Annotated in this window: 6 protein-coding genes and 1 pseudogene; 4 read left to right on the forward strand and 3 right to left on the reverse strand. The window is 57.3% G+C overall.

Annotated elements, in window-relative coordinates:
• Positions 1 to 167: 167 nt before the first annotated feature.
• The 3 genes from EN943_RS14680 to EN943_RS14690 are packed head-to-tail and all read left to right on the forward strand — an operon-like array spanning position 168 to position 3,507.
• A complete protein-coding gene (locus EN943_RS14680; protein WP_245475850.1) occupies positions 168 to 1,733 on the forward strand; it encodes a recombinase family protein in 1,566 nt (521 codons plus the stop codon).
• Complete coding sequence (locus EN943_RS14685) at positions 1,733 to 2,620, forward strand: plasmid partitioning protein RepB C-terminal domain-containing protein (protein ID WP_127388417.1); 888 nt, start codon at positions 1,733 to 1,735, stop codon at positions 2,618 to 2,620. Before EN943_RS14680 ends, EN943_RS14685 begins: the two co-directional genes overlap by 1 nt.
• A complete protein-coding gene (locus EN943_RS14690) occupies positions 2,617 to 3,507 on the forward strand; it encodes a plasmid partitioning protein RepB C-terminal domain-containing protein (RefSeq protein WP_127413107.1) in 891 nt (296 codons plus the stop codon). Before EN943_RS14685 ends, EN943_RS14690 begins: the two co-directional genes overlap by 4 nt.
• A gap of 179 nt (positions 3,508 to 3,686) precedes the next feature.
• On the opposite strand, the gene EN943_RS38345 is transcribed toward EN943_RS14690, so the two are convergent.
• The 3 genes and pseudogenes from EN943_RS38345 to EN943_RS14710 form a co-directional block, all read right to left on the reverse strand.
• Positions 3,687 to 4,322, reverse strand: coding sequence for a hypothetical protein (locus tag EN943_RS38345; RefSeq protein WP_245461061.1), 636 nt, complete (start codon positions 4,320 to 4,322; stop codon positions 3,687 to 3,689).
• Between the two features lie 395 nt (positions 4,323 to 4,717).
• Entirely contained in the window at positions 4,718 to 5,773 is a 1,056-nt protein-coding gene (locus tag EN943_RS14705; protein WP_127369690.1) for a sensor histidine kinase, read from the reverse strand.
• A pseudogene (locus EN943_RS14710) lies at positions 5,770 to 7,208 on the reverse strand (ATPase domain-containing protein). The gene EN943_RS14705 and the pseudogene EN943_RS14710 overlap by 4 nt, the downstream one beginning before the upstream one ends.
• A gap of 256 nt (positions 7,209 to 7,464) precedes the next feature.
• On the opposite strand from EN943_RS14710, the gene EN943_RS14715 reads away from it, so the two are divergent.
• Positions 7,465 to 8,182, forward strand: a 718-nt coding sequence (locus EN943_RS14715; RefSeq protein ID WP_245475852.1) for a PAS domain S-box protein, incomplete at its 3' end; no start/stop codon positions are given.

The following is an 8,182-nucleotide window of genomic DNA, read 5'->3' on the forward strand; positions in this document are numbered from 1 at the left end:
CTCGGGTATTGATAGGAGTCTGCCTGCTATTTTCCGCGCTTCTCGGTTTATGGCAACAAGTCTCATTCGATACAAAGTGTCGATCAATGTGTAACGGGATTGTAGCCTCATACCGCTAGGATTGCCGGTCCAAGCGGACGTTCAATCTGCCTTTCAGGCACTGAATGATGGAACAGGCGCACACGGTCCGTCGACCTGCTGAGAACGCACAACGCGTGCGCGCAGCTCAATACGTGCGAATGTCCACTGACCACCAGAGCTACTCGATTGACAATCAGAAGGATGCAATCCGTGAATTCGCGGATGCGATGAATTACGACATCGTGGCCACATACGAGGACGCGGGTCGCAGCGGCTTGAATCTTGAAGGTCGCGCCGGCCTGCAAAGGCTGTTGGCGGATGTCGAAACGAAGAACGCAGATTTCGAAATCGTCATCGTCTACGACGTGAGCCGCTGGGGGCGATTCCCGGACCCCGATGAGAGTGCGTCGTACGAGTATCGGTGTCGCGTTGCCGGAGTGCGAATTGAATATTGTGGCGAACAGTTTGCAAACGATGGCAGCATCGGATCAGACCTGCTCAAGGCGATAAAGCGCACGATGGCGGCCGAGCACAGTCGGGTGTTGTCGGTCAAGGTGTTTGCCGGCCAGTCCAGGCTCATTCGAATGGGATACCGGCAGGGAGGGTCGTCCGGCCTGGGCCTGAGGCGCCGGCTCATCGACCAGCATGGGCGCACAAAGATCATGCTCGCTCTCAAAGAGTACAAGAGCCTCCAGACGGACCGGGTTATCCTCGTGCCTGGACCACCTGATGAAATTGCGACGGTGCGCTGGATCTATAATGAATACGTGAAGGCTGGTCGGACCGAGCTTCAGATTGCGCGGTCGTTGAATGCCAAGGGAGTGGTCACCGATCTCAACCGATCGTGGAAACGCGAATCCATTCACCAGATACTCAGCAACGAGAAGTATGTGGGCAACAACGTCTGGAACCGGCAGTCCTTCAAGCTCAAGCAAAGGAAGGTGACCAATGGTCCTGCCCAATTGGTGCGCGCCGATGGCGTTTTTGAACCCATTGTAGAGCGTAAACTTTTCGAACGGGCTCAGGCCATAGCCGACGCCCGCTCATCTAAGATGAGCAACGATCAGATGTTGGTTGTGCTCGCCCAACTTCTGAAGAGGCGCGGTACCCTTTCAGGCCCGATGATTGACGCGGCGGCTGACTGTCCGCCAAGCAGCCGCTATAGGAAAAAATTCGGCAGTCTGCTGCGGGCCTACAAGCTCGTTGGATACGATCCGTCTCAGAACTATCGATTTCTTGATATCAGAAGGCGGCTTCGTGAGATCTTCGCAGAAGTCGTGCATACGACAATCGCGACCATCGAGCGGGCGGGCGGAACTGCGGTGCGTCAGAGTGCTCTCGGCGTGCTTCGCGTCAACGATGAATTCACCGTAGCCATTGCGATGGGTCGCTGTCGCAACACGCCATACGGCTATCCTCATTGGGTGGCCTCTGCGCAACGGGGTCCCGCTGCGGACGTGAAAGTGGCCATCCGCATGAGCCCGGATAACCAGACGATCCTCGACTATCTGATTGCGCCAGCAAATGAGATTGGCGGGAAGCCCTTAAACTGCGCCTTGAACAAAAGGCTGGAATTCAACACTTTCTTCTACAAATCGCTGGATCCGCTGTTCGCCTTGGCCGAACGCGACGCCATCTCGGCCGCTCGCTGATGGTCACCGCCAACAGACCAATCTCGCTCCTGCGCCTTGACGCGATCAACATCACCAACCCGCGTGCGCGAGGCAAGAAATCCTTCCAGGACATTGTCGACAGCATCAAGAGCGTCGGCCTGAAGCGTCCCATCACGGTGACCACGAGGAATGTCGACGAAAGCGCTTTCACGCACGACCTGGTGTGCGGCCAGGGACGGATCGAGGCCTTCAGGTTGCTTGGCCAGACCGAGATTCCGGCGTTTGTGATAGAGGCAACTGACGCCGAGGCGCTGCTCAAAGGCTTGGTGGAAAATTGTGCTCGCCGGTATCACACCGCTTATGACCTTCTTCGCGACATCGGCCGGCTGAAAGAAAGCAACTATTCGGACGCCGACATCGCAGAAAAGATCGGTCTTTCGACCGAATATGTCAGAGGAGTTTCACGCCTCCTGTCGCAAGGCGAGCAGCGCCTTCTGCGGGCCGTCGACTCCGGCCAGATCCCGCTGTCGGTAGCAGTCGATATTTCCAGCGCAGACGAGCCCGGGATCCAGGCTGTTCTTCAGCTTGCCTATCAAAAGAACCAGCTGCGTGGTCATAAGCTTGTGATAGCGCGCCGCCTCATTGAGAACCGCCGCAGGCGGGGAAAAGGCCTGGGAACGTTCCTGCCAGAGCGCACGAAAAATCCTTCAGCGTCAGCGTTGATCAAGGCTTTCAAAGCGGACACGGACAGGAAACGCATTCTGGTCCGGAAAGCGGATGCGACGCGAAACCGCCTGCTGTTTGTAACACACGCCTTGCGGCAGCTGTTGGCAGAAGATGCATTCCAGGACCTTCTTGCGGCGGAAGGACTGAACACCCTTCCACGAAACCTGGCGGCCAGGATCAGCAGGGTTGAGCCCGCATGACCATAGAGCATCCTACCCTTCCGGACGTAAAATCCGCTTTTGAGCGTGATACAATCCGCCTTCGGCTTGAAGACATCCAGCCGCTTCACCTGATCACCGAAAGCACCAAGGGAACCCCAAAATACCAACAGGTCAGGTCGTCCGTTCGCGAGATCGGACTGGTGGAACTGCCCGTAGTCGCAAGGGACAAGGACACGCCTGGAAAGTACCTCTCGGTCGACGGACACATGCGCATTGAGATCTTGCGGGAGATGGGCATCACTGAGGTTGATTGTTTGATCGCCAACGATGACGAGGCGTTCACCTACAACAAACGGGTAAGCCGGCTCGCGACGATCCAGGAACACTTCATGATCCTGAAGGCCATCGACAGCGGCGTCCCCGAAGAGACCATCGCGAGAACCCTAAATGTCAACATCGGCCAAATCAGGCTCAAAAAGCATCTGCTAAAAGGGATATGCCCGGAAGCGATCGACATGCTCAAGGACCGCTTCGTTCCGACCAACACGTTTATCGAACTGCGAAAGCTGGCAGCCGTGCGTCAGATCGAGGCGGCGCAACTGATGATCGCCATGAACAAGTTCTCCATCAACTACGCAAAGTCGCTGGTCGGCGCGACCGCGCCCTCACAGCTTGCCAATACGTCGCAGCCGAAAAAGCTAGCCGGACTGAGCGATGCTCAGATCGCATTGATGGAGAACGAATCAACCAAACTCGATAAGGAATACCAGCTTGTCGAGGAGAGCTACGGATCCGACCACCTGGATCTGGTGGTGGCCAGGGGGTATGTCGGCCGGTTGCTGGAGAACGCGCGTGTCGTTCGATATCTCGCGCAGAATTTCCCGGAGATTCTCTCGGAATTTCAGAAGATGGCCGTTGCTGGCTGAACCACCTGTCTAGCTAGTTTCTGCGAAGAGGCATTGCCGCCGACATGGTCGGCAATCGGCCGATGAGCACTCCTTGCCGCTTATTTGCGAAAAAAGATTTTGATAGCCACCTTAACTCGGCGCGCCCTGATTACGGCCGCGCCAATCAACGGCAACTGCTTGCCGCCTGCGCGGCCGTTTCAATCGAGGATGCCGGCCTTTCGCAGATATCCCAGGAGTCTGGTAGGGGCATCGTTGTAGCTGATAGATGACTGCTCGGCCATGCTCAGCGAGCACCAGGCCGCTATTTCGGTAACCAAGGCCTCGCCTCCATCGATGGGCGCCGAAACAAGGTGTCCGTCATTGCCCATAGCGATTGCAACGGTGCCGTCCGCACCGTATCCGATCGCCGCAATTCTTTGAAATCGCCGGTCGCCATCGACACGGACGTCGAACAGTACCGAGCCGGCAGTCTTTTCTGCCGCGTCTTCCACCCGTTCGGAAAACGGGCGATTCATGCAGCCTAGATTTGACAGCGACTGTTCAAACAAGACGAGTTCAACGTACTGCGCATTCATGATGCGACTATGGGCGCGCGGGAGCAGCCGGCAATCCTGCCGTGGCCATTTCACACAGGAAACCCGAGTTGGGCGGGCAATCGAATTTGACACAGGGGCATTGTCCTGACTGCCGAAAGCGGATCTTCTTTCCCGAACGTCGCTATTTCGAGTTGAAGGTTGCAGCGGCATGAGAGGGATCAGACGCTGGCCAAGCGTAAGGGTCTCGAACTGGACCTGCGCGAGGAGCTGCAAACGCCTGGCCAAATCCGGGTGCATTATCAGTCGCTTTACGCCGCCGACACCAACAGTATGACGGGCGTCGAAGCCCTCGCACGCTGGCCTAGACCGGGTGCATTGGCCGATCGAGACCTGGCAGTGAACGTATCGGATTGCAACTGAACAATCCGAGCTTTGCCACGAAAGTGTCGGCATCTTGTTGGAAACGCAAATGGATCCGCGGCGGCTCGGTTTGGAGTTTACGGAAAGCACGCTCTCCCAGCGTCCGACGGAATGCCCGCGCAAGCTGGCTGCGACCAGCTACAAGGCTTTTTACTTTCCTGACCGATGCCGAACCAGAAACTTCAGGATCTCTTCGACGACGGATCAAGGCGGGCGCCCGCCTGACAATGCGATTATGTGATTTCCAGGCGGTCCACAGGGCGCTGCCGCGATCAGCCTAGCCGTTCATCGGGTGCAAGGCGGGAGATTAGGCCGCAAATCGAGAAACGCAGCCCCTCCGGCGCAAAGTCGAGATCCGGAGGCTGTCCGAACAGGCTCGTCAAGGCAGCGCGCATATAGCGTGTCCCATATCCCACTCGCGAGGGCTCGACTACCGTTGGTCCTCCTGCTTCGGTCCATCTCAACGCCAGCACTGGTTCCGAGCTCGACGCTATATTCCATTCCAGGCGTATTCTGCCTTCGGGACGGGACAAGCCGCCATATTTGATGGCGTTTGTCGCTAGTTCATGAAGTGAGAGGGCAAGAGTTGTGCCGGCATCGCGCGACAGCAGCACCTCGGGTCCGTCGATCGTGATGGCAGCTTGTTTCTTGGAAAGGTATGGCGCGAGGACCGATTTTGCGACATCCGTCAAGGCCACGGTCTCGCCACCGGCAGCAAAAACTGCAGAATGAACATCCGACAAGGCTCTCAATCGCCCTTTGAAGTCTTCTGCAAGCCCTTCTGCCGAGATCGCACCGCGCCTGGTCATATCGAAGATGGATATGACGGTCGCCAGGATGTTTTTCACTCGATGATTTAGCTCAAGGCGGAGTTCCGTCTCCCGCTCAAGATAGTCACGCACGTCGCGCTGGCGAATTCTGGTGAGGAGTGCCGACTGGATTCCGCTTATCAGTTCGAGCGCAGCCACTGGACGCTGATAGTATATCTGGCGCGAACGTGGCCAGGCAGCACTCAGCGCCGCTTGGATGCGTGACTGTTGTGCCCCACGGTCCAACAAAACAACGATTGGAATTTCCGACCAATTGGGCTGCGCCTGAAGGAAACCTTCAACTGTTGCGATCGCCTGAGGATTCAAGGCTTCGTGGGTGACAACCAGCACTCCAGGAGACAGTGCAAGCAATCCCTCTAAGTCCTCGGGGCTCGCCGCTCGAGCCCGTAAACCACGTTCCTGCAGCAGGGAGGCGGTGTAACCAGCATCCTTGCGGTAAGGCGCCAAAATGAGCACCCAATCCAGTGTTCCCAGCCCGTTTCGCTCGACGTCGCTCACGTCTCGGGCAGAGGATTGTAGGCAACCACGGAAACGCCGGAACTCGCGATGAAAAGTTCCCGGACATCGAGATCGTGGGGACCGTGGCGTTTCTTGACAACCGTGATATTGCGCCTAAGGCGGCCTTCATGCTCGGACATGCGCAGCAGAAGCACGGTGTCGCCGAGAAAACTGACGTCCACGTCGATCCCAACATTCTGCCCGAGCAAACCATGCTGGGCGACAATGAGCATGGTTAGCACGTCAGCGCGAGCGAGATGTTTCAGGAGAGACTGGATGTCCAGCACCGCCTTTTCCCGGTGGGGAAGAGAATTCAGATAGCCGGTGAAGCTGTCAATCACGACTACCCGGGTATTGTTGCGACTGACGACTTGCTGCACAATCTGGCCGAACTCTCCGGGCGAGATTTCGTTCGGACTAAAATCGTAGATGACGAGTTGGCCGTCCTTGTAGAACTGCCGAAGATCCATCCCAAGGCCTTCGGACCGGCGAAAGAAAGTCTCCAGCCGCTCCTCAAACAGGAACAGGGCCACGCTCTCGCTCCGTTGAAGCGCGGCAGTGGCGTAAAGCGACGACATCGTCGACTTGCCTGTCCCCGACTGACCAATCACGAGCGTTATGGTTCCCGATTCCTGGCCGCCGCCGAACATCTCGTCGAGAGCGGCTACCCTGATTTGATCAGTTGCGGCTTGGTCACTTCGGCAGGCGACCCGGGCACAATCCTCGGAAACACCACAACGCCTTCACCCTCGCGAATGGCCATATCGTGATAACCGTCTGCAAACGGCACGCCGCGCATTTTGCTGACTTCAACACGCCGGCGCACGCCGCCGTAATCCTCGAGAGATTTATCAAGCCGGATCACGCCGTGGGCAATGCCCTCGATTTCCTCGCCATTGTGATCGCCTCCGCTGGTCTGGGTGTCGAGCAACACTGCCACAATGCCCCGCTTGGCCAGGAAGGCCTTGAAACCAATCAGCTCGCGCCGGAACCTCGGTGTGTCGCCGGTAATCAGCCGGATCTCGAGCAGCGAGTCATAAACAAGCCTGTGTGGCTTGTGTTCTTCAATCGCGCGTTCAATCGCCTTGCGCGTCTCATCCAATCGAAGGTCCGCAGTCTGGAAAATCGTCTGATCGGCCGCTCCGCTCAAGGTCTCCGAAGCGGACAATTCCTCAACGCGGATGCCATCAAGCGTCCAGCCGTGTGAGGACGCAATCGCTTGCAGTTCGGCGGCGGTTTGCGAAAGGCTGACATAGATGCAGCGTTCACCGGCTGCCACACCAGCGCGCAGGAATTGCAACGCCGCGGTCGTCTTGCCTGCGCCTGGATCGCCTTGCACGATGTAGAAATTTGAAGCGGGCAATCCACCGCGAAGAATTTCGTCCAAGCCGGCAATGCCGGAACTTACAACGGGCTGCTTCTTTCGCTCGGTCATTCCGCCATCGTCTCCAAACAGGAATCGCAAGCCGCCAGTATCACAGGTTCGAAGTAGAACTGGGTGGAGCGATCGGCGGCCCGGCCCGGTATCTGAAATTCCAATTTCTGTAACGGCCGCGCCCCCGTCAGGCAAGTAGCTCGTTGCAGGCCACGGCAGTCACGGCCTGTGCCACAGCGCGCACGCCTTCCCATCGTCTGTGGAACCATCCAAGACGCCAGCAGTTTCACAGAGTTAACAAATGAACGGATGGGGTATGATTCAAGGGACCGTCGATAAAGCCGATGAGGATCGCTACCGCGTTCTCGTCGAGGCCGTTACTGATTATGCGATCTATATGTTGGACCGTTCGGGAACCGTGACGAGTTGGAACGCGGGGGCCGAGCGGTTCAAAGGCTATTCCGCGAGCGAGATCATCGGTCAGCATTTCTCGTGCTTCTACACGGAGGAGGATCGCGAAGCTGGTCTTCCATCGCGGACTCTGGAGACAGCAGCCCGCGATGGCAAATTTGAGACCGAGGGCTGGAGGGTTCGTCGCGACGGGACTCCTTTCTGGGCTCACGTTGTGGTTGATCCTATACTCGATCCAAGCGGCAAACTAACCGGCTTCGCCAAAGTCACCCGTGATCTTACCGAGCGCAAGAAAGCGGAGGAGGAAATCCGGAAAAATCAGGAGCAGTTCCAGCGTCTGGTTCAGGGCGTGACGGACTACGCGATCTACATGCTTGATCCTGAAGGCGTAATCACGAGCTGGAACTCGGGTGCAGAACGCATCAAAGGTTACTCGGCCGACGAAATAATCGGCAAGCACTTTTCGCAATTCTACACGCCCGAGGATCGCGAGCGAGGCAGTCCGCAAAGTGCCCTGGAGATCGCCGCCCGTGAAGGGCGAGTTGAGCGCGAAGGCTGGCGTATACGCAAAGACGGCACTGCGTTCTGGTCCCACGTGGTCATCGACGCCATTCGGCACGAGG

This window comes from Mesorhizobium sp. M7A.F.Ca.US.006.01.1.1 (assembly GCF_003997935.1).
GTDB lineage: Bacteria > Pseudomonadota > Alphaproteobacteria > Rhizobiales > Rhizobiaceae > Mesorhizobium.